A 21945-nucleotide genomic window follows, 5' to 3' on the forward strand; every position below is an offset into this window, starting at 1 on the left:
CCAGTATGTCTACAAAAACTAATGACTATAAAAGAGCTTATATCTGGCAATTACCCATTAGAATTTTTCATTGGGTAAATGCCTGGGCGATAACAGGATTGGTTATAACAGGATTTATTATTGGCAATCCGCCAGGACTTATTTCAACTAAAGAGGCAACAGATCAGTTTTGGTTTGGATTCATTCGTGAAATTCATTTCATGTGCGCTTATCTATTAGTAGCTGTTATGATTTTGAGGGTTTATTTTGCTTTTAAAGGAAATAAATATGCCAATTGGCGTGTCTTCTTTCCCTTTAAAAAAGAGGGTTTCAAAAGGATGTGGCACGTTATTAAATTTGATATTTTTTTACAAAACGAACATACCAATGGTTCGCCTTCAGGTGCTGTAGGTCATAATAGTGTAGCCGCAGCATCTTATCTGGTAATGTTTGTTATGGGACTTATTATGATCGGGACGGGATTTGCTATGTACTCCCCTACTTCGACCTGGTTTTTTCCTAAAATGTTCGGTTGGGTAACCAATTTGGTTGGAGGAGATTTTAATGTAAGAACCATTCATCATTTTACCACTTGGACTTTTATTTTATTCGCCATAGTACATATTTATTTGGTTTTCTTTCATGACTGGCTCGAAGGTTTGGGTGAAACATCTGCCATGGTAAGCGGCTACAAATTTGTTCGAACTGAAAGAATTAAAAAAGATCCAGATGACAACAAACAAGAACCTGTTACGGCAGAAATAGCCAATAAAGATTCGGTTTAAAACACAAAATATAAAACAAATGCAAGAAGAAATTATTACAAGAAAACTAGATGCTTTTCATTCTGATGGAAATGAAATTTTGGTGCTGGGAATTGGTAATTATTTGATGGGTGATGAAGGTGTTGGCGTACATTTTATAAACAGAATCGATAAAACACAATTTCCTGAAGATACCTCTTTTATTGATGGTGGAACTGGTGGCTTCACGTTAATACCTTACATAGAAAATCATAAAAAAGTGATTATTGTTGATGCCACCATGGACAACAAGGAAGAAGGAACAATTACACTTTTGAAACCTCGTTTTTCTGATGATTTTCCTATTTCATTAAGCGGACATAATTTTGGTTTAAAAGACATGGTCGAAATCTTATCGATGCTCGACACCATGCCCGAAATTTATTTATACACCATCACCATTTTAAAAATGGAGCCAATGTCTATGAAGCTTTCGCCAAAAGTAGATGCTGCAATAGAAAAAGTGACAGCACAAATTGTCCAGCAAATAGAAAATTTTAAAATTAATACTTAGTTTCTTGAAACCTTCATTTCAAATAATAATTTCAGGTAGTGTACAAGGCGTTGGATTTCGGCCTTTTGTATACAATTTGGCAATTAAATTAAATTTAAAAGGTTATGTTTCTAATAATGAGTTTGGGGTAATTATAATGCTGCAGGAAAATGAAAAGACTGCCACTGAATTCTTAAATGAAATAAAAAGAAAACATCCTAAAAATGCAAAAATAAACGGAACTCAAATTTCAGAAGTTACAACCGAAGAAAAATTTGATTCCTTTTTTATAAAACCAACAGAGAAAAATATCTCTGTACATTCGCCTTTGACACCTGATTTTGCAATATGCAAAAATTGCAAAGAAGAAATTTTAGATCCGGAAAATATCCGTTTTTATTATCCATTCATAAGCTGTACTTCTTGCGGGCCACGATATGCCATTGCTGAAAAATTTCCTTTTGAAAGAGAAAATACCAGTATGAATGAGTTTAAAATGTGCGATACCTGTCGTACAGAATACAATAATCCTAAAGACAGGCGTTTTCATTCCCAAACAAATTCCTGTCCTGATTGTGGTGTTCAAATTTCATTTACAGATAATACAGGAACCATTATTTCAGGTTCGAATAAAGAAATTTTCGAAAACATTGCCGAAAAATTAAACGACGGAAAAATAATTGCCGTAAAAAACACCTCGGGTTATTTATTGCTTTGTGATGCTACAAATGCCGAAGTTGTTCAGGAATTACGAAATAGAAAAAAGCGTTTAACAAAACCCTTTGCTGTTTTATTTCCGGATATAAAACAAATTGAAAATTATCTGTTTTGTCATAAAACAGAGAAAAATCTACTTCGGTCAACTCAGGCTCCCATTGTAATTTTAACGATAAAAAAACAAATAGACTTAGCCATAGATCAGGTAGCGCCTAATATGAAAACTATTGGAGCAATGCTTCCCAACTCAGGAATTTTGCATTTAATTGCTAATTTGTTTCAAAAACCCTTAATAGCTACGAGTGGAAACTTTAATGGATCGTCTATTTTTTCAGATGAGAACGAGGCTATCAAAACATTAAATCCTATAGCCGATTATTATTTACACCATGATCTTGAAATTCAAAATTCTCAGGATGATTCGGTAATTAAATTTTCGCGAAAAAATAAACAAAAAATTATCCTGCGTCATGCAAGAGGTTTTGCTCCCAATATTGATTTTTCTTATTTAGAAAATAATTCAGAAAAATTACTTTGTTTAGGCGCTATCTTAAAAAACACCATCACTATTAGTACCAACAATCAGGTGTATATGAGTGAATATATTGGTGATTTATTAAATTTTGACACCTATAACCGATTTGAAAAAAAGATAAAAAATTACGAGCATTTCTTTGATTTTTCTCCTAAAAAAGTAGTTTGTGATCAACATCCTAATTACGAAAACAACAAGATAATATCGGCATTTGTACATAAAGACAAAACGGTATCCACTATAAAAATTCAGCATCACGAAGCGCACTTTGCTGCTATTTTGAGCGAAAAGAAACTTTGGAAAAAATCTAAAATATTAGGTGTCGTTTGGGATGGTTCCGGATTTGGAAGTGATACGGAAATTTTTGGAGGTGAATTCTTTGAATACGATCATAATACTATAACCAGAATTGGACATCTGGAATATTTCTCCTGGATTTTAGGAGATCAAATGGCCAAAAATCCTAAGATGGCAGCGCTTTCTATTAGTAAAAACAGTACCTACTTTCAATCTTTTTTTAATAAAAACGAATTAAAAATTTATTCTAAACACATCAAAAACAGTTCGATAAAAACATCTTCAATGGGAAGGTTAATTGATGCGGTTGCTTTTACATTAGGGTTTAAGAATGCTATTTTATTTGAAGCTGAGGCCGGAATGTATTTAGAAAACTTAGCTCAGCAGGCTTTTAATAAATCAGAATTAAAATTAAAGGATTATTTAAAAGATGAAAAAATAACGGATTTAATACCTGCAAAAAAACTCCTGCTACAAGTTGCTAAAGAGGTTCAGAATAATAAAGATTTCGAAATAATCGCTTTAAACTTTCATTTTACATTAGTGAAATGCATCGAAAAAATAGCCCTTTTCTCAAAATCAAAAGAAATAGCTTTTAGCGGTGGGGTTTTTCAAAACTCAGTTCTCATTGATTTGATTATTGATCATCTCAAGCCTAAATACAAATTACATTTTCACGAAACGCTTTCACCAAACGACGAAAATATCTCTTTTGGACAACTCAATCATTATTTACATCTAAAAAAATAAGCTATGGATATTCTTGAATTATTAGGGCACATTGGTAAAACCGAAGAAAAAGACAAAATTTCGTATTCGGCCGGAGTTGTAATGGCTTTAAGCCTTAAAGATATTGGTTTTGATGAAATTAAATATGAAGATTATATCGACGGAATGAAATCTGTTTTTGAGAAATCTGCTGAGAAAATTTCACCTAAACGTTCTATTGAAATTTTCAATAATTACGTCGCGCTTTTACAGGAAGAATTAAAAGTAAAAAATGCTGAGATTGGAAAAGCTTTTTTAGCAAAAAACGCAAAAAAAGAAGGTGTCGTAACGCTTGCAAGCGGCTTACAATATGAAGTTTTAGTAGAAGGAAGAGGAGAAATTCCTAAAATCACAGACACTATAGATGTAATTTACGAAGGTTATTTACTGAACAAAGATGTTTTTGATTCTACCAAAGAAACCGGTCCCCAAAAAATGAGGGTTTTACAAACTTTAGCCGGTTGGCAGGAAGCACTGCAACTGATGCCTGAAGGTTCCCGCTGGAAAATTTATATTCCTCATGATCTGGCTTATGGTCATATTGGTGCGCCACCCATGATTCAGCCCAACTCTACTTTGGTATTCATTATTGAGCTTTTAAATATTCTATAAATGAAATACCTTACTGAATATCGAAATCCCGAGCTGGTCAGACATTTTATCAATGAAATTCATAAGATAACGACAAAACCATGGAATATCATGGAAATTTGTGGTGGGCAAACCCATTCATTAGTCAAAAACGGATTGCTGGATTTGTTGCCTGAAAATATCAGAATGATTCATGGACCGGGTTGCCCTGTTTGTGTTACGCCTATTTCATTGATCAACAAAGCTATCGAGTTAATGCATCAGGACGTCATTATGTGTTCGTTTGGGGATATGATCAGAGTGCCGGGTTCCTCAAAAAGTTTACTGCAAGCCAAAGCAGAAGGCGGAGAATTACGTATTTTATATTCTCCTCTCGAAGCTGTAAACATTGCTGCAAAAAATCCGGATCGCGAAGTTGTTTTTTTTGCTGTTGGTTTTGAAACTACTGCACCAAGTAATGCTTTGGCAGTAATGCATGCACAAAAATTAGGGTTGACTAATTTTAGTTTATTAGTCTCTCACGTATTGGTTCCGCCAGCGATGGAAGCTATCTTATCAGACGAGTTTTGTACTATCAATGCTTTTTTAGGAGCCGGACATGTTTGTACAATAGTGGGTTTAGAAGAATATTACCCAATTGCTTCAAAATACAAGATTCCGATTGTAGTTTCCGGATTTGAACCTGCTGATATGGTTCAGGCCATTTATCATGCCGTTCTGCAATTAGAACAAGGAAAACATGAGGTAGAAAATCAATATACCCGATTGGTAAAAGAAGAAGGAAATATAAAAGCAAAAGAAGTTGTCAATACCATTTTTACAGTAGGAAATCAGGAATGGCGAGGAATTGGCGCTATCGAAAACAGCGGACTCGTAATAAGAGAAGACTACAAAATGTATGATGCAAATGTGAAATTCTCTATAACGACCAGCAACGAAAAAACGGATGAACTTTGTATCGCGGGACAAATCTTAACCGGAAACAAAAAGCCAAATCAATGTCCTGAATTTGGTAAAAAATGCAAACCTTCTAATCCTCTTGGTGCGCCTATGGTTTCATCTGAAGGTGCTTGTGCGGCTTATTACAACTATTTATAAAATTAAAATGATTGGATTACTCATTACCATTTATGCAGGATTAGAGCATGCCTTTGAAGCAGATCATTTGTTAGCTGTAAACAATCTGGTTACGAATAGAAGTAAGATTAAAGATGCTCTAAAAGACGGAATGTTTTGGGGAATTGGTCATACGGCTACCATTTTTATTGTAGGCGTTATTATGATTGGTTTTAAAATTTCGATAAACGAAAACGTCTTTAGTTATCTCGAAGCTGTTGTGGGTTTAATGTTGATCATTCTAGGTGTAATTCGTTTATTTAAATTATTGTATAAAAAAAGACACTCGCATACTTATTACCATAGCCATGAGCATACGCATCGTAATGGAGTCACACATACGCACATGCACGCTCATACGTATTATCATTCGCACCCTATTACCTCTTTTAAACATGCTCATTTTGAAGGATCAACGAATTATAAAACGGCATTTGGGGTTGGGCTTATTCATGGTTTGGCCGGAAGCGGATCTTTGGTGATTCTGGTTATTTCTCAAATGAAAACCCCTTTAGAAGGTCTTATGTATATTTTAATTTTTGGTGTAGGATCTATTCTGGGGATGTTTATCGCATCTGGATTATTTAGTATTCCTTTTACCAAGAGCATTCTTAAATCGCAAAAACTACAATATTCACTGATCATAATTTCTTCTGCAATTTGTATTGTTTTTGGATTTAAAATTATCTTTACTAATTTATTTTAAAGACTAAAAACTTATTTTTCCCTGATATTAAAAAGGCTCTAAGCCTAATTTAATGATATCTTAAGGTACTTTAAGAAGCTGTATTTAATGCGATAAATATCTTTGTCTCATGAAAAAATACAGACAAAACCTATCGCTTTTAATTCTCTTATTTACATTAAGTCAATTCTCTTTTGGTCAAAACTCTTCTATAAAAGGAACTGTTTCTGACGGAAAACTTGCTATAGAATTTGTCGATGTTATTTTAAAAAACACCATCGATTCTACCAAAGTGGCCAACTATGCCGTGACAGATATTTCAGGAAATTTTGCTTTAGAAAATATTCCTTCAGGCGATTATCAGTTGCAATTTAAATTAATAGGTTTTAAAACTTTTAAACAAAAAATAAAATTTACAGGCTCCCCTATTGCTATCGGAACTATAACTTTAGAAAGTGATACGAACTTATTGAACGCGGTTGTGGTTAATTCACAAAAAAAACAAATTCAGAAAACTGATGAAGGTTTTGTTTTTAATGCTGTGTCGAATATCTCTCAATCCGGAGGAACTGCCACGGATATGCTAAAAAGTATTCCGACCGTTGCTGTTGATGCCGACGGAGGAATAACATTGAGAGGGAAATCTCCGATGATTTTAATTAACGGAAAAAATTCTGCCATTACAAATATGGATCAGATTGCAGCAAGCAGTATTGAAAGTATTGAGGTAATTAGCAATCCTACCGCAAAATATGATGCCAATGCAGAAAGTGGTATTATCAATATTAAACTTAAAAAGAACAATCAGAGTGGTATTAATGGTGCCGTGGTTTTAGGAAGCGGCTTTGGTGCAAAAGGAAGATTGAATAGTTCTGTGCTTTTAAATCAGAAAACAGAAAAATGGAATTTCGGTTTAGGATATGACAATAGATTTGCGGGAAGAACGAAAAAAATAAAAGGCGACCGAACGAATAATTTTATTGATGACGAACATTTTATTTATCAAAACAGAAATGATGAAAGAACGGAAGGGTTACAAAATTTAAAACTGAATATTGATTTTTCGCCTAACGAAAGAAATAGTTTTTCGTTTGAAGCTTTAGGAAATATGGAAAGTCAGGATAATGATGAGACTTTGCATACGCAGGTAAATACAAGCGCTAATCAGTTTTTTTCGAATAACATACGACATTCATTAGAATTAGAACGCTCAAAAGTAGGCGAACTGGCTTTTAGTTACGACAGAAAATTCGACGATGATCGAAAAGGCCTTAACGCGAGCATAACCTCTTCTTTTAATAAACATAGAGAAAATACCGATATTGATACTAACAATTACGATCAATATAATACGCAAATTGCCGATGCTTTTTTACAAAGAACACACAATTATGAACATGAAAATATCTCGAATGCTATTGTAAACTATTCGTTTCCGGTTTCTGAAAAATCAATTATAGAAACGGGTTATAAAGGAACGTTTCGATTTTTTAATTCAGATTTTCAAAGTGCTGATATGACGAATGGCGAATATGTCGTAAATCCTCTGGCAAGCAATTCTTTTAAATTTAACGAACAAATAAATGCTGTTTACGGTCTCTTAAATTCATTTATAGGAGATAAAGAAAATCCTAAGTGGAAGTATAATTTAGGTTTGCGTGCAGAAAACGTTTCGAACACCGGAGCTACAAAAAATAATAGTGATCGCTTTAACAATGATTATCTAAAGCTTTTTCCGTCAGCATCATTGCAAATGAATCTAACGGCGGATGAATTTGTGAAAATTGGTTACAGCAAACGTATCAACCGTCCGGATTTAGACAATTTGAATCCGTTTATAGATATTACAGATGCTTTGAATCCTCATGGTGGAAATCCGTATTTGAAACCTGAAATCATTCACATTGCCGAAATGAGTTATAATAAAGAATGGTCTAAATATTCGTTTTCGACGAATGCTTTTTACAGAAATGCAACTGACGCTATAAGACAATATGCCGAATTACAAGACAATGGTGTGATTCTTTTACAGCCACGAAATATAGGAACTACCATAACTTATGGTTTAGAAACTATTTTTAGCCTAAAACCAATTGGCTTTTATGACGCCAATATTAGCATCACAGCTTTTGAACAAAAAATAAATGCTTCAAATCTGGCGCAAGATGTGGTAAATAGTGCTTTTAGCTGGTACGGAAAAATCATTAATAATTTTGTTCCCTGGAAAGGTGGAAAACTTCAGATTATTGGAAATTATAATTCTTCATTAGCGACAGCTCAGGGAAAAAGAATTCCTGTTTATAATGTCGACATGGGGTTTCAGCAAAAATTAGGAAAAGGAAATGCCCGCTTAGGATTAGTGGTTACAGATATGTTTAATACTCTGGAAAGCGGTTATAAAAACAACACCTTCCTTTTTAGTAATAATAGAACCTCAAAATCAGATACACGTGCTTTGATGCTGACTTTTGCCTATACTTTTAAATCTGATTTTAAAGAAAAATTACTGGAAAATCAATTTTCGACAGAGTAATATTTCGGCAGCAATAAAATGTTAAAAAATAAATTCATTCTTATAATTGTGATTCATTTTTCTATAGAAATTTAAAGTATATTCGCCAAAAAAATTATGCCACTGATTTTTTTTGCCTCCAAAAACAATTAAACCTACTATAGAATGAAATCTTTACATTTATTACTTATTACGTTATTTTTTGTTGCTGCATCCTCTTATGCTCAGGTTCACGTAGATCAAATTACCTACAATGGTCGTGATCATTATATTACAACTACAATTGGTTATCCCGTTCCCGGAACTTATATCCCAACGGGACAAAAAGCACCAAGTACAATTTTAAATCCTGATGGTACAGGAGTTATTCAGGCTGATGATTTAAGCAAAACTAAAATCAACTGGGGAATAGAATGTACAGATGAAGGAATTCCGGTTTTTAAAGAAGGTTTCAATAGTGCTTCTTATACATTTTGGTACAGAACCAATGATAGCGAAGCCTGGATCTATTCTCAGTTTTCTATTCATTTTGCCAAGAAAAAAATGTTTTTGATGGGCGAAAGAGTAAAAGAATATGTTGATTACAACGTTCAGTAATTTCACAAGATATACGGTCTGAAATAAACATTTCTCGTTATTTCAAAAAATTACTACAAAAAAGAAAACGTTTTCGTAGATTTTCTATTATACCTATAATTTTTCCCATAAAATTTTATAAAATTAAAAATCATACCTAATTTTTATTTAATTTGCGGTAAAATTCAATATATTAAACATGGTTTCAATCACACGCCTTTTTGATTTTCCCTATTATCAACAAGAAACTTACAACCTTCCAGTTGCCTTAGCAACCAAAAAAAATGGAGTCTGGGAAAAAACATCTAGCCAGGAATATATTGCAAAAGCTAATGCTGTTTCAAGAGCATTATTACGTATAGGCGTTCAGAAAGATGATAAAATTGCTTTAATCACTTCTAATAATCGTACCGAATGGAATATCATGGATATTGGTATTTTGCAAACCGGTGCGCAAAACGTTCCTATCTACCCTACAATTGCAGAAGAGGATTACGAATATATATTAAACCACAGCGGAAGTATTTACTGTTTTGTATCAGATCAGGAAGTACTTGACAAAGTAAATGCTATAAAAGCAAATGTACCAACATTAAAAGAGGTTTACTCATTTAATGAAATTGCAGGATGCAAACACTGGACAGAATTATTGACTCTGGGCGAAGATGAAAGCAATCAAAGCGAAGTCGAAGCCAGAAAAGACAGCATTCATACCGATGATTTAGCGACTATTATTTATACTTCAGGAACTACAGGAAGACCTAAAGGTGTGATGCTTTCGCACAAAAACATTGTTTCGAATGTTTTAGACAGCGCGCCAAGAATTCCGTTTGATCCGGGAAAAAGTACTGCATTGAGCTTCTTGCCTATTTGCCATATTTTTGAAAGAATGATTTTGTACATCTATCAGTTTTATGGTGTATCTGTTTATTTTGGAGAATCTATTGATAAAATTAGTGATAACTTAAAAGAAGTTCGTCCTACGGTTATTACAGCTGTACCAAGACTTTTAGAGAAAGTTTACGATAAAATTTATGCAAAAGGTGGTGAATTAACCGGTATCAAGAGAAAACTATTTTTCTGGGCTATCGATTTAGGTTTAAAATACGAGCCATACGGAGCCAATGGATTTTGGTACGAATTTCAGTTAAAAATCGCGAGAAAACTTATTTTCAGTAAATGGAAAGAAGGTTTGGGAGGGAATTTAGAATTAATGGTTTCCGGAAGTGCTGCCTTACAGCCGCGTTTGACAAGAGTTTTTGCTGCTGCCGAAATTCCGGTGATGGAAGGTTACGGTTTATCTGAAACTTCTCCGGTAATTGCCGTAAACGATCAAAGAAATAAAGGTTTCAAAATTGGAACTGTTGGTAAAGTAATTCGTAACGTTGAAGTAAAAATTGCTCCCGACGGAGAAATTCTTTGCAAAGGACCAAACGTAATGTTAGGTTACTTTAAAGATCCGGAAAAAACTGCCGAAGCTTTAATAGATGGATATTTCCATACGGGAGATATTGGTGAAATTGACAGCGAAGGTTTCCTTAAAATTACAGACCGTAAGAAAGAGATGTTCAAAACTTCTGGCGGAAAATATATTGCACCTCAACTAATTGAAAATGCGATGAAACAATCTCGTTTTATCGAGCAAATCATGGTAATTGGTGACGGAGAGAAAATGCCTGCTGCTTTTATTCAGCCTAATTTTGAATTTGTAAAAGAATGGGCAAAACTGCACAAAGTAACTTTAGGAAATACTGATGCGGCTATCAGCGCCAATGCTGATGTCATTAAACGTATTGATGAAGAAGTAGAAAAAATTAATGAGAAATTTGGTCACTGGGAAAAAATCAAACGTTTTGAATTAACTCCGGATGTCTGGTCTATCGATGGCGGACAATTGACTCCTACTTTAAAACTGAAACGTAAAATTATCAAGGAAATCTACAAAGATCTTTACGCTAAAATTTATGATCATAATTAAATCAAAATAATATAACCAAACGAAAACGGCTGTCTGCAAAGACGGCCGTTTTTAATTGCGTAGACACCATTTCAGTATTTTCGCGATATTCTTTGCGTCATCGATTCCGCGGTGATGCGTTCCTTCTAACGGAATATTTAATAGATGCAAAGCACCATTCATTCCGGTAGGTTTTTGTAAATCTAATTTTTCAGCAACAAGTGTTTTCACATTAATATGCTGATCTCCCATTGGGTATTGCATACCAAATGACCTGCATTGCTTTCGAATCATGTTGAGATCGTACTGACCGTAACTTGCCCAGGTATATAAATCAGGCTGATATTCATCTACCAGCTTTTCGATTGCTTCCTCAAAAGTTACTCCGTTTTTATCGAGTAAATCCTGCGTAATAGTGGTTAGTTCTGTACAAAATGGGCTCACACTCGAACGTTGGGGTTTTATTAAGATACCATGATTCTGAGTAATTTCACCCGTTTGTAAATCTAAAACTGCTAAGCCAATTTCGATAATTTCATTTTCCTGACCTTCAGGAACTGCGCTCTGCCAACATGTGGCTTCTAAATCGATAATAATAATTTTATCTGTAGTTTTCATTTTTCTAATTTTTAATTTGTTTTTACTTTACGAAGATTTCCTTCAATTGACCAATGACGTTTCCACCTCCTGAAATTGTGATTTCTCCAATTTTATCAGCGATTTTTTCAACGTATTCCATCTCTTTCAATTTCCACAACATTTCGTTTTCTTCCATCAGCTTTGCTGTGTTTAACAAACTTCTTGTTGCGGCGGTTTCTTCTCTTCTCATGATACTGTTGGCCTGTGCTTTTTTCTCGGCAACCAAAACCTGATTCATGATTTCTTTCATATCTCCCGGCAAGATTACATCCCGAATTCCGGCATCAGAAATTGTTAAACCTAAATCTTCTATTTTAGTAGTTACTTCTCCTAAAATTGCTTCGGCAATTGTATCTTTTCTGGCCAATAATTCATCCAAAGTCAACCCGCCAACAAAAGCTCTTAAAGCCAATTGCATAGAGACATACAATTGTTTTTCAAAATCTTTATTGTCTAGCAAAGCCTTCATAATATCTACAACCTGATATCTCACAAAAAAGTTGATTCTTAATCCTGCTTTGTCTTTAGTCAACAATTCCTGACCGGAAATTTCTACTTGTTGCTGTCTGATATCGATTGTTTTAACCTCGATTGTAATCGCGTTATTCCAAAAGTAATGCGTTCCTGATTTCAATTCTTTAACAAAAGTTCCATTCACAAACAACAATGCTTTGTCGTTGCTTGCTACAATAAACTTTCTCGTAAAGTATCTCATTTTAGGATGTTCCAATAAATTCACTTGAATGTTTTCAGTGATTTCAATCTTAGATAAATCGGCTCTGGTAAATTCATTTTTTACAATTCCTTTCCAGAATGCATATCTCCCAGGAACCAAAATCTCCTTGAAGTTTCCGTTTACAAATTGCATTACGATCTCATTATCGGCAACCTCAACCACTTCCAGCATTGAAGCCAAATCTTGATTCTGCAATAAAATGTTCAATTCAAATGGAGCCTGAAATGCTGAATTCATATCGTAAACGAACAAATTCTTGTTTCCAAAAGTCCAGTGCAAACCTTCTTGTAATACTGCAACTAATTTTCTGTTTTCAAAAAGCAAACCTACTTGGTACGCTTCGATTTTAATTCTCTTTATCATAATTATATTTTTTTATTTCAGGTTTTTCTTTGTTTCAAGTTTCAAATTATGACCCCATAAAAACCTCTATTCTATTTCTTTACTCTATGATCTTTATTCTATTCTCTATCTTCTTATTCTAAATAAAAAACTTCATTGCCTTTCTCCTCAGAGAAAAACGGACGAAGAGTTTGCGATCTGTTTACTCAAATTGTTTGCGATTGTTTCTTGCTTATATGATCCTAAAATCATGTATACAATCAAATCGAAAAGAAAAAGAGTATTTCAAAAAACATTACTTTTCGCACTGGTTTTATCATGAGTGTGAAATTTCAGATGTTAAAAATCTTAGTTTCACTGACAAAGACAAATCAGTTTTTTTCTAATGGTCATCTTTTTAAGAGTGATGGTCTCTCTTCAACAGGTTTTTGAGACCCGAAAAATCTATTGCTCTACCGGATTAAGCTATCGCATTGCTGCGAATGGGATTCGAACCCATAACACATAGAGTTGGCGATCGTTTTTTGGAAAACCATCAAAACCTCCAAATCAAGTTGCATAGAAAAACATAATACGCTTTCGCGAAAAGTTCCCTACAATGGTGCTATACAGAAACACGCAACAGGACTTGTTTGATATTGTTAATCAAAGCCTTCACTTTGATGTATTTCAGTTTATAAAAGAACTTGTTTTATTTCCTGAGCAAATATTCAAATGATACTGCGCAATTATTCTGCGCAGTGTTTTTAAATTGCACAAAGGCTCGAAAACACAAAGCTTATTTTTTTATTTTTCTTTGCGACTCTGTGACTTTGCGCGAAAATCATTCCTTATTATATTCTTTAAAAATACTTTATCAATCTCTCGCAAAGACGCAAAGTTTTAGCTTCAAAATCCAGATGTTAAACTTCTTCCAAATCCAATCGTTTAATTCCAAAATCGGACTTTCTTAATTTGCACATTCTTTCATCTGAAATATGATGAAATACAATTCCCTCTATATCATTTTCTGATAAGAATTTTTCTAAATCATCAAAATCAAAACTTAAAAAATCAAATACTTCACATCCGTGTTTTACCAAAGTGTGCTTTTCTAATTTTTCAGGATTTCCTTGTACTTTAGGTCCACATAATTCGAATGTTCCGTCTGTGATAATTTCTAAATTATCAAAACCTTCAAAGAAAAATTGATCTTCTTTTTTTGTGCGATCACATTTTAACCAATGTGGGTGATGACCACTCACTACATCTGCTTCCTGACACGGAATTGCATTCGCCGGAATCGTACGTCCTTTTTTGGCATCAAATCGTTTGAATAACTCTCCGTTAATAATAGCTGCAGATGTACCATCAAACTTTCTGGTTGCAATTGCCTCACCATTCATTACCCAGGCATTTTCTGTATTTAACTTATTTACAACTCTTGCCAGGTTGTTTGGATCTTTAACAAATAATGTACTTATCTTTTTCATTGTATATTTTTTTAACTGAATATTAAATTTGCCACGAAGGCGCAAAGACACCAAGCTTATTTTTTATTTTCCTTTGCGACTCTGCGACTTTGCGCGGAAAATAATTCGCATTTTTTACTCTGAGATTATCTTAATTAATTTCTCGCAAAGGCGCAAAGTTTTTTTGAAAAAGATTAAAGGATTAAAAAAATATTCCTTTAAAATCTTTCTCCCATTACTGCTTCGTGGCAAAACATTCATATTCGTCTGGGAAACAGGATTCGAACCTGCGACCTCCCGCGTCCAAGGCGGGTAAACAACCACCGTTATCTTCCCAGTTGTTTTCTTTTTTGAGGTTCTGAGATACTTAGACACTAAGGTTCTAAGTTTTTTTAACCTCTGTACCTTTGTCGCTCTGCACCTTTGAACCTTCAAAAAAAACAGCGGCTCATACGGGAGTCGAACCCGTTTCTCCCGAGAGACAGTCGGGAAGGTTAGCCAGTAACCCCAATGAGCCAGTTCCTTCTAGAGAACATTGCGATTTCGGAAGGAATTGAACCTTCAACCTATTGATTAACAGTCAAGCGCTCTGCCAATTGAGCTACGAAATCATTTTATTTTTAGGCATAAAAAAAACACCCGATTAAAGGTGCTTCATGAAATTTGATAAGATATAGTGATCTTATTGCCTGTATTCATGCACCTGTATTGCTAAACGTCCCAAATAGAAACTCGGGTTTAGTATTTCTGTGTTGTATGTATTTTTATCGAAATTCATTTTCTGTATTGTATTATATATCGAAATCATTATTGTTATGCGAAATTCTTTTTTCAGATTTTCTTCGGCAAAGATAAAGTCTAAAAAATCAATTATCCAAATCATTTTTAAAATTATTTTACTGACAATCAAACAGTTAAGCCTAAGTAAAAAGCATAGAAATTCCTGTCCGCTTACTTGTGCAGATCCTTAATTGTATCAAATGACTGTCTCTCATCAGATTACTTTTCAAATTATATTTCGCTATTTAGTTTTATCATCAAACATTTGGTGCATTATTTTTTTAATTATTTTTAGTTAAACGTTCTTTCTTTATCCTATTGAGCGAAGTCGAAGTATATTTTTAGTCATAAAAAGTAAACTTAATTACCAAAACTCGACTTTTTACATTATCCTGAAAACAAAAAAAGCGCCCCGATAAGGACGCTTTTATATATTTGTATAGAGAATGTGACTACAATTTACACTTCAATTCATTACAATACATACTGCATCCTAAGCTGTTAGCCGAAAGAAATCCTGCTAAACGATCGCTATATTGTCTTAGAGACGGATTGATATGTATGTTTTTCATTTTCATTTCGGGAACAAATGTAAGTGTTTTGTTTTATAATTTAATATTCTCTATCAAAGAGATTTACTTCACGAAGACTTGCTTCAATTGACCAATGATAACCTAGCCACTCGAAAAGGTAATCGGATTTCCCGGATATCTCTTCTGAGCGCCTTTTTTAGAAAACAGAGTTGTCAAATTTGAAAAAAGGCTTCTTTGTTTACGATACTCTCCAGATTTTTCATTTCTGTTTTCAACAAAAACTTCTACATCTCTCCTATTTTTCTCTGCTTCAACAACTGCCGTAGCTTTGTAGTTGCTTTCTATTTGTTTTGCATCTTCCATTCTACACATTTTATTAAAGTTCTTAAAAGGACGCGGATGAAAATCGACCATAATTGCTGCCAAATTTATTGCATCAATATTCGTCGGGTCTGTTTCACCTTTAAAGAACGTTTCGATAGGTCTAAACTTATCTTTTTGTTCTTTAAATTTATTCTTTTTGGTATGATCAAAGTCAATAGAAAATAAATTTCTAAAAACATTTAAGTCATCCTGAGTTGCGTTATTTTCGAAAATAAGCCAGCAGAAATCACGTAGTTTTCCACGAGAAGGGCTGTACAAATAATCAAAGTATTCACCTTCTTTTTCGATCTCATATTTATTTCTAATTGCTTTTTTATACTGGTTTAATGTATTGTTGTTCATAATATATTTATTTAATTGGTTAGTTATTTTTTAATCTTAGGTAATTTGCCACAAAGGCTCAAAGACACTAAGGTTTATTTTTTTTATTTTTACGAGACAATCACTCGCTTTTTTGTTTCATCAATATTTTGTCTGTCTCTCGCAAAGACGCCAAGTCGCTAAGCTTTTTACTTTGATTTTTTGCACCTCTGCGACTTTGCGCGAAAATCATTTTACGCATTACTTTTTCAGTCTGTTGCTAAGTCACTAATTTTTTTAATTCAATTCTTTATAAAAAATCTTTGTGCCTTAGTGCCTTCGTGGCAAACTTTGTTTTTTAGGCATAAAAAAAGCACCCGACTAAAGGTGCTTCATGAGATTGCATAAGATATGTGTATCCTACTGCCATTCATGCACCTGTATTTGTATTGTAAAACATCCCAAAACGAATTCTGGGGCGTGTAATTCTGAACTATATGAGTTGTATTTAAAATCCATTTTATTTGTTGTATTGTGTTTGTTGTATTGTTGTTTAAATCATTATTGTTTGAAATTCTATCTTCAAATTTCTTCGACAAAGATATATTCGAAAAGATCAATTATCCAAATGATTTTTAATATTTATTTTTCTGATAATCAAGCACTTAAACTCAGTTAAAAGCATAAAAATACCTGTCCGCATACTTGTGCAGATTTCAATTTATATCAAATGACTGTCTATCATCAGATTAGTTTTCAAGATCATAATTCATTACTTACTTCTATTATATACTATTTGATCCATTATTTTTTTTCATTTTTTTACAGTTCAAAGTTGTTTTTACCATTTTGTGTCATATTAAGTAATCTAAATTATCCTCCTGAGCAATCCCGATACTACGGGAAAATTGTTTTTTCAATCCTCAAAAACAAAAAAAGCGTCCCGAAAAGGACGCTTTTATATATTTATGTTGAGTGTGTAATTACAATTTACACTTCAATTCACTAAAATACACATCACATCCAGATCTTTTAACGAGAACAAATCCCGCTAAACGATCGCTATATTGTCTTTCCAACAGATTGATATTTATGTTTTTCTTTTCCATTTCAAGACCAAATGTACAATATATTTTAACATTTTTACACAATTATGTTAAAAATATTTATCAGACAGCATACAATTTTAACCTAAATTTTCTTTTAAAAAAGCCTATAAACTCTAATAATTTTATATTTTTGAGAATATACGCACACTTTATTTTTTATCAATTCAGTTCTTAAAATAGCATGAAAAAATACCTCAAATACATCGACGAAAACTCTGATAAGTTTTGGCAAATTGAAGTTACAGGATTAGAATATACTGTTACTTACGGAAAAAACGGAACATCAGGCACGTCTCAAACCAAATCATTTTCTACAGACGAAGAATGTCTGAAATCAGCAGAAAAAGTACTTGCCGAAAAAGTAAAAAAAGGATATTCAGAAACGGGTGACGTTGCTGTGGCTTCAAAACCCAAAACAACCAAAAGCGCAAAATCTGATGAAGTTCTTGAAGAATACGATGCTATTATAAAAGCTAAAAATATAGATTTATTATTGCCTTTTTTAAAAGAAAAATCAAAAGGAAATATTGAAGCAATCAAAAAGCTCATCAAAAAAAGCAAACGTTATTTTATGACCTATACTGATCTTACAAAAGATCCGGGTTATGTAAAAAAAGACAAACACGATTATGGCTGGGGAACCCGAGGCGACAAAAAGCAAAGCGATATCATTACTCTAAGTGCCATTGCTTTATTTGATAAAACCGAAATCAATTCCTGGGATGAAGCTTTGAGTTTATTAAACGAAATAGACGAGAAAAGTCAGGTTCTGGAAGTTTTATTGTGGGCAAAACCCAACTGGCTTGATACTTTTATTTTAGACAAAGTAAAAAGACAGGATTGGGTAGGATTTAATTATCATATTCTACGCAAATTAGAAGAACAGAATTTAATGTCCTTCAATCCAGAACTGTATGCTTTGACACTTGCGGCAACAAACGAGTGGCGCGCAAAAATGAAGACCAGAAGATTTATTAATACATCCTTAAGCGACAAACTAACTTATCAAAGGGATATTCCGGAATTGTTTAATTATGAAACGATTCTGCACAATAGTTTCTTTAGGGAGAATGACAAACAAAAACACGATGAGTTCCAGACCTGGGCGATTATTTATAAGTCATTATTAGACGAAAATAAAATGGATCGTGCGTTTTTTATCGAAAATGCCATACAGATTCAAACCAAAGAATGGAATAATAATCTGAAATCGTTCTTTAGAAAAAGAATCGAAGAATTTAATGTTACTCCCGATGAATTTATCGTGCATCAGGAAAATATATTCTCGTATTTACATCATCCTTATCCGCCCATTACGAGTTACGGAATTGAACTGATCAAGAAAATATACGATCATCCAAAATTCAAAACCAAATCATTTCTGGAGTGGCTTGAACCTTTAATGATGCGCAGCGATTGCAAAGCAGCGATTAAAAACGTATTGCCAATTCTGGAAAAAATAACCAAATCGAATCCTAAACTAAGCGCAAACATTGCATCAATTATTGCCGATGTGTATGTTATTGCAGATCTGGCTTTGCAGGAACGCGCGACAAAAATTATAACCAAAATTGCCAACGCAAAAGATAAGGTGCTGAAAGAGAAACTTTCGTCGTATGTAACCATGATGCAGGGAAATATCAAATCAGGATTAACGCAGTTTTTAGATGAAGATGCTTTAACGATTGATGATACTGCTCTTGAGGAATATACATTCGAACCTCAACGAGAATTATTGCTTACAGAAGAAGTTCAGTTACCAAAGGATTGGAATGATATTGTTTTTCAGTTTGGAAATTTTATTGGATCGGAAGAAATTCTGGATACCGAAATTTTGATGAATGTCTATATTCAACAGCGCGATTTGTTTCCCGCAGATTATACAGCACAATTAGAGCCGTATAACAAACAATTGCAGAAACATTATTTTGAAGCCGTTCATAAAAATTACCTGAAGTCGTTTTTACAGCAGAAAATTCCAAATATTAATGGCAAATTCGATAGTACCTACAAGCATTATGCAAAAATAAATACGCTTACTTTAATGAAACCTTTGCTGGACAAAGTACAGCAAAAGATCGTTTCAGATTCTGTTTTACCGTTACTCTCCTTCCCTAGCCATAAACCGTATTGGGTCGCTCCAAAGGTGTTATTAGAAAGGATTATTGCGTATCAAAACACAAAAGAAGAAATTGATTATGCCGATTTAGCCATTGCAATTGCGCGTATGCCGAGAGAAAATATCGATGAAGCATTGCCTTTGCTTGATCAGGTTGAAGGCGAACTCAAACCGCTTTTAACTTTCTGTCTTGGTATTGATGAAAAACTAAACTTAGATTCGACTTCTATCTTCTCGAAACTATTGGCAACAATGGGCAAAACAACCAAAGAAACCGGAAACTTATCGCTTTGGGCTGTTGCAGCAAGAACATTTTATCCAAACGATACTTTTCCTGAATTCGAAAATACTTATTTAAAAGATGTTCCGTTTGTGGTTGCTCCTTTTAAACCGGTAGTTCAGTTTAAAGAAAAATGGAACGAATGGACGAATTATCAAACCAAACAAAAAGAGAGAACGCCATCGTGGTATGAGCTGCGATTCGATGTGCCTAATTATGCTAAAATCCCGAATTACTTGTTGTACAGCCAGGATATTTACAACAGACCAAACAGTTGGGATTATAATATAAATTATGCCGGAAACACCTATTTCTGGCACAGTATTATGCCGCAAAACTCAGATGCACTGGCTTTGACTTTGCTGCATAATTGTGGAATTGCCGATGGCGCAAAACCGGAATTAAAAGGCTTTCTGGATGTTATAAACCGACCTGAGTTTCGATTCTCAGACATTAGCTTGCTTTTATACGCTTGTTTTTTCTTCCAGGAAAAGAAGGATTTGCGATTATTGACCTCTGAAGTTTTAATCAATTTAATCGAAAAACAAGCCATTGACGTGGAAGTATTAGCACAGAAAATAGCGTATCTGACCACCGAAAAATATGGGGTGTTTTTAAGATTAGTCGACGGATTAATTGCCCTGAAAGATGTTTCGCCTTTGCATAATAATGCTTTGCTGCAATTGTTAAACTCATTTTTTGCTCATCTTGATTTAAAGGAAAAATTGCCAACCAACTTCAAGAAAATCATCGAAAACTATCTTGATATTTTAACCAAAACCAATCAGAAACCATCAGCTGAAGCGATTGTTTTCTTTGAGCAATGGAAAGATAATGCATCGCTTAAATCGTTGATTAAGCAAATTTTAAAATAAAGAAAATGACAGATTTAGAATATAATTATAAAGGAATTTCGACTTACAGTAAAACCAAAGGCATCAACAATCTGGTTTTGGCACACCAAACCGAAATTGAAGAAGTCAATAACATTCCGTGTTTTTTCTGGGGAAGTTTGACAGATCCTTACGTTACCGCAAAATGCTGGACTACGATTGCCAAAGTCGTTCGTTCCAGTTTTGGACCAATTCCGCCAAGTCTTCGTGATCCTATCGTTTCGGCAGGATCTGAGCGTTTGCGTTTCGAAGGATTTTCGTCCTGCAATGGCGTTTATGTTCGCCTGGATATGAAACCTGAAGCCATCGACGGAGAATTTATTGCGAACGGAACTACCAATGTCGATTTTAACGACCCAATGCTGAATGCCTTAAATGCGATTCAGAAAAACGAGAAAGTAACCCTTGCCGTTGGGCAGCAGGATGTTCAGGTGATTACCAGCAAAGCAAAAGTAACCGAGAAAAAAGTAACCTTGCCGATGCGTTGGATAAAAGGTTTAACGAGCGTACAGCTTTACTTAGCCGATATGGATCTTAAGTTTGAATTGAATAAAATTCAAACCATTCAGTTGTTTCAAAGTCTGCCAAAAGGAACCGTAAAAGGTGATTTTTTCATAACCAAAAGAGCCGGAAAATTTATGTTTTCGACTTTGGCTACAGCCGATAGCGTTAGAATTGGCGGTGTACAACGATTACGTTTATTAGAAGGAATTCTGGCCATTGTAGATAAAATTTTCATTTACGAATCGTCAGACAAACAAACTTGCGCAATCGTGGCTGAGTTTGGAAAAATGCAGCTTTTAATGGCTTTTTCTCCAGATTCGTACCGAGGATTTTCTGGAGAAGGAAATGTACTCGAAACCATGACCGAAAACTTGCCTATAGAATGGGTTTACGGATTGAACAGTTTATTAAAATCAAACGAAACTTTTGACCCAACGATGCTTTCTATCGAAAATGATATCGATTTTGGCACTATGGATAACCTGACTTCGAACTTATCCTCAATGGGATTATTGGGTTACGATTTAAGCGAAAAAGCACATTTTTACCGCCGACTTCCGTTTAAAACCGAACGCATTTTATCGTTGAATCCGAGATTGAAAAATGCAAAAAAACTAATCGATAACGAAGACATCGAAATCGTCGAACGAAGAGCCGATTATATCGAAGCCAAAGTAAAAGGTTCGGGCGTTTTACACAAAGTTATTATCGACAATAATTCGCAAAGATGTACCTGCGACTGGTTTACAGCTTATCAGGGAAAAAGAGGAATTTGCAAGCATATTTTGGGGGTTAAGATGATGATTTCCTGAGATTAGTTTTTGATATAAAGGAAAATCGCCCTGA

At 34.0% G+C, this 21945-nt stretch carries 16 protein-coding genes and 3 tRNA genes; 11 read left to right on the plus strand and 8 right to left on the minus strand.

What is annotated here, in order from left to right; all coding sequences use genetic code 11:
- Positions 1-5 precede the first annotated feature (5 nt).
- The 9 genes from cybH (at position 6) to L0669_RS21520 (ending at position 11050) form a co-directional block, all read left to right on the plus strand.
- Entirely contained in the window at positions 6-764 is a 759-nt protein-coding gene (gene cybH / locus L0669_RS21480; protein WP_263759904.1) for a Ni/Fe-hydrogenase, b-type cytochrome subunit, read from the plus strand.
- Positions 765-783: 19 nt separating this feature from the next.
- On the plus strand, positions 784-1296 hold the full coding sequence (locus L0669_RS21485) for a HyaD/HybD family hydrogenase maturation endopeptidase (RefSeq protein WP_263759905.1): 513 nt from the start codon (positions 784-786) through the stop codon (positions 1294-1296).
- Positions 1297-1300: 4 nt separating this feature from the next.
- A complete protein-coding gene (hypF, locus tag L0669_RS21490) occupies positions 1301-3574 on the plus strand; it encodes a carbamoyltransferase HypF (RefSeq protein ID WP_263759906.1) in 2274 nt (757 codons plus the stop codon).
- 3 nt (positions 3575-3577) lie between these two features.
- Positions 3578-4204, plus strand: a complete 627-nt coding sequence (locus L0669_RS21495; RefSeq protein WP_263759907.1) for an FKBP-type peptidyl-prolyl cis-trans isomerase — start codon at positions 3578-3580, stop codon at positions 4202-4204.
- Positions 4205-5281: a hydrogenase formation protein HypD gene (gene hypD, locus L0669_RS21500; RefSeq protein WP_263759908.1), complete on the plus strand. Its 1077-nt coding sequence runs from the start codon at positions 4205-4207 to the stop codon at positions 5279-5281.
- A gap of 7 nt (positions 5282-5288) precedes the next feature.
- Complete coding sequence (locus L0669_RS21505; RefSeq protein ID WP_263759909.1) at positions 5289-6005, plus strand: urease accessory protein UreH domain-containing protein; 717 nt, start codon at positions 5289-5291, stop codon at positions 6003-6005.
- Positions 6006-6114: 109 nt separating this feature from the next.
- A complete protein-coding gene (locus tag L0669_RS21510; RefSeq protein ID WP_263759910.1) occupies positions 6115-8517 on the plus strand; it encodes a TonB-dependent receptor domain-containing protein in 2403 nt (800 codons plus the stop codon).
- A 144-nt stretch (positions 8518-8661) separates the two neighbouring features.
- The gene (locus L0669_RS21515) at positions 8662-9093 is read left to right on the plus strand and encodes a hypothetical protein (protein ID WP_263759911.1); all 432 of its coding nucleotides are present in this window, start codon (positions 8662-8664) and stop codon (positions 9091-9093) included.
- 178 nt (positions 9094-9271) lie between these two features.
- A complete protein-coding gene (locus L0669_RS21520; protein ID WP_173971218.1) occupies positions 9272-11050 on the plus strand; it encodes an AMP-dependent synthetase/ligase in 1779 nt (592 codons plus the stop codon).
- 51 nt (positions 11051-11101) lie between these two features.
- On the opposite strand, the gene L0669_RS21525 is transcribed toward L0669_RS21520, so the two are convergent.
- The 8 genes from L0669_RS21525 to L0669_RS21560 all read right to left on the minus strand — a co-directional run bounded on the left by L0669_RS21525 (position 11102) and on the right by L0669_RS21560 (position 16236).
- Positions 11102-11647: a 3'-5' exonuclease gene (locus tag L0669_RS21525; RefSeq protein WP_263759912.1), complete on the minus strand. Its 546-nt coding sequence runs from the start codon at positions 11645-11647 to the stop codon at positions 11102-11104.
- Between the two features lie 22 nt (positions 11648-11669).
- Positions 11670-12767 (minus strand): slipin family protein, encoded by a 1098-nt coding sequence (locus L0669_RS21530; RefSeq protein ID WP_263759913.1) that lies wholly within the window; start codon positions 12765-12767, stop codon positions 11670-11672.
- 881 nt (positions 12768-13648) lie between these two features.
- Positions 13649-14218, minus strand: a complete 570-nt coding sequence (locus L0669_RS21535; RefSeq protein ID WP_263759914.1) for a DUF5565 family protein — start codon at positions 14216-14218, stop codon at positions 13649-13651.
- 245 nt (positions 14219-14463) lie between these two features.
- Positions 14464-14535: transfer RNA gene (locus L0669_RS21540), tRNA-Pro, on the minus strand.
- A 106-nt stretch (positions 14536-14641) separates the two neighbouring features.
- Positions 14642-14714, minus strand: a tRNA-Asp gene (locus L0669_RS21545).
- A gap of 21 nt (positions 14715-14735) precedes the next feature.
- Positions 14736-14808: transfer RNA gene (locus L0669_RS21550), tRNA-Asn, on the minus strand.
- 71 nt (positions 14809-14879) lie between these two features.
- Complete coding sequence (locus L0669_RS21555) at positions 14880-15080, minus strand: hypothetical protein (RefSeq protein ID WP_263759915.1); 201 nt, start codon at positions 15078-15080, stop codon at positions 14880-14882.
- Positions 15081-15651: 571 nt separating this feature from the next.
- Positions 15652-16236, minus strand: coding sequence for a hypothetical protein (locus L0669_RS21560; protein ID WP_263759916.1), 585 nt, complete (start codon positions 16234-16236; stop codon positions 15652-15654).
- 1248 nt (positions 16237-17484) lie between these two features.
- Between L0669_RS21560 and L0669_RS21565 the strand changes: the two genes are divergently transcribed.
- Both L0669_RS21565 and L0669_RS21570 read left to right on the plus strand, forming a co-directional pair.
- Positions 17485-20577 (plus strand): DUF6493 family protein, encoded by a 3093-nt coding sequence (locus L0669_RS21565; RefSeq protein WP_263759917.1) that lies wholly within the window; start codon positions 17485-17487, stop codon positions 20575-20577.
- Between the two features lie 5 nt (positions 20578-20582).
- A complete protein-coding gene (locus tag L0669_RS21570; RefSeq protein WP_263759918.1) occupies positions 20583-21911 on the plus strand; it encodes an SWIM zinc finger family protein in 1329 nt (442 codons plus the stop codon).
- Positions 21912-21945 lie beyond the last annotated feature (34 nt).

Origin of the sequence: Flavobacterium bizetiae, from assembly GCF_024271895.1 — a bacterium.
GTDB lineage: Bacteria > Bacteroidota > Bacteroidia > Flavobacteriales > Flavobacteriaceae > Flavobacterium > Flavobacterium bizetiae.